Below are 1650 nucleotides of genomic sequence, written 5' to 3' on the forward strand. Positions count from 1 at the left end.
CGGCCACTCTTTGTTGGCAACAAAATTAATAGCAAAAATAAATGCAGGCTTCGGTGTAACTGTGCCTTTTGCTTTATTGCTATCAGAAGCTAATGTCCAAAGTATTGCGCAATATATAGATGCAGTAAGTTTAAATGATGCCAACCTTGACATGCTGGCTGAAGATGAAAATGTAGAAGAGGGATTATTTTAATGGTAAGTAAGATCATATTACAGGCAGCTACTAAAGGCATTCACCTCTATCTGAAGGACGGAAATTTAGCCTATAAGGCTCCCGAAGGGGCGCTTACCAAGGAGTTTAAAGAACTTATCATTGAGAATAAGGCGCAGATTATTGCTCACTTACAGTTACAGGAGCAAGAAAGCACTTTTGAGCAAGCTCAATTAAAACCTGTGTTAAGAAACGAGAGTTTGCCACTATCTTTTGCCCAGCGAAGACTGTGGTTGCTAGATCAAATCGATGGCGGTAGTGCCCATTATAATATGCCGGCAGCGTTAAAACTGACCGGTACTCTCAATGAGGATGCTCTGCAACAGGCGATTGTTGATATATTGGTGCGCCATGAAAGCCTGCGCACCTGTTTTGTTGCCGGTGATGACGGCGAGCCGCTCCAGCTGATCCGTAACTTGGACAGCTTTGAGGTACAGCTGACAGACTTGTCTGCCCTTTCGTCACAAGCGCAGCAGACCCGAATAGCTGAAGCCGTTTCAACGGAAGAGGAAAAACTGTTTGATCTGGCACGGGATCTGATGTTGCGGGCGCAGCTGCTGAAAGTCTCAGCTAAAGAGCATATCTTGCTGATAACGATGCATCATATTGCTTCCGATGGCTGGTCTCAGGAGATCCTGGTCAATGAATTTAGTCGTTTATATACGGCTTATGTCCAGGGGCAAAGTAACCCCTTGCCGCCGTTGGCGATCCAGTACGGTGATTATGCCCACTGGCAGCGCAACTACCTGCAGGGAGCTGTGTTGAATGAACAGCTAACTTACTGGGAAAAACAGCTTGCCGACTTACCGGTGTTGCACAGCCTACCGCTAGATCACCTCAGACCTGCAGTGCAGAGTTTTGCTGGTAATCATCATATCTCAAGGATAGATCAAGCGACACACCAGCGTTTAATGGCCCTGTGTCAGACACAAGGTGCCACCTTGTTTATGGGGTTGCATGCTGCTTTTTCTGTGTTACTGGCCCGCTACAGCAATGAACAAGATATCGTTGTTGGCACGCCGGTGGCGAATCGTGAGCAAGCTGAAGTAGCTGGTGTGATTGGATTTTTCGTGAATACTCTGGTACTGCGTAGCGATCTCTCCGCTAAGCCAGACTTCCTTGAATTGCTAAAACAAAGTAAGACTATGTTGCTGGACGCTTATGCTCGTCAGCAGGTGCCGTTTGAACAAATCGTCGAGCGCTTGCAACCCGAGCGTAGCCTGAGCCACAGTCCGTTATTCCAGGTGATGCTGGCCCTGCAAAATAATGGAGCGGGTCGTTTATCGCTGCCGGGACTTGAGCTTTCTGAAGTTCAAAGGCACGGACCGGGTATCGCCCAGTTTGATCTGACCCTGAATATCTCAGAAGAAGTTGAAGGGCTGGTGCTTGCCTGGGAATTTAATACCGATTTATTTAAGGCGCAAACCATCGAACGCATG

The 1650-nt window shown here is 47.5% G+C and carries 2 protein-coding genes; both read left to right on the top strand.

Features of this window, described 5'->3' with window-relative positions; all coding sequences use genetic code 11:
* On the top strand, window positions 1–193 hold a 193-nt coding region (locus N477_RS05935; RefSeq protein WP_196760589.1), incomplete at its 5' end, for a phosphopantetheine-binding protein.
* The coding region (locus tag N477_RS05940; RefSeq protein ID WP_231098184.1) for a condensation domain-containing protein at window positions 193–1650 on the top strand (1458 nt) is incomplete at its 3' end. The genes N477_RS05935 and N477_RS05940, both read left to right, overlap by 1 nt.

This window comes from Pseudoalteromonas luteoviolacea H33-S, from assembly GCF_001625695.1.
Taxonomy (GTDB): Bacteria; Pseudomonadota; Gammaproteobacteria; order Enterobacterales; family Alteromonadaceae; genus Pseudoalteromonas; species Pseudoalteromonas luteoviolacea_B.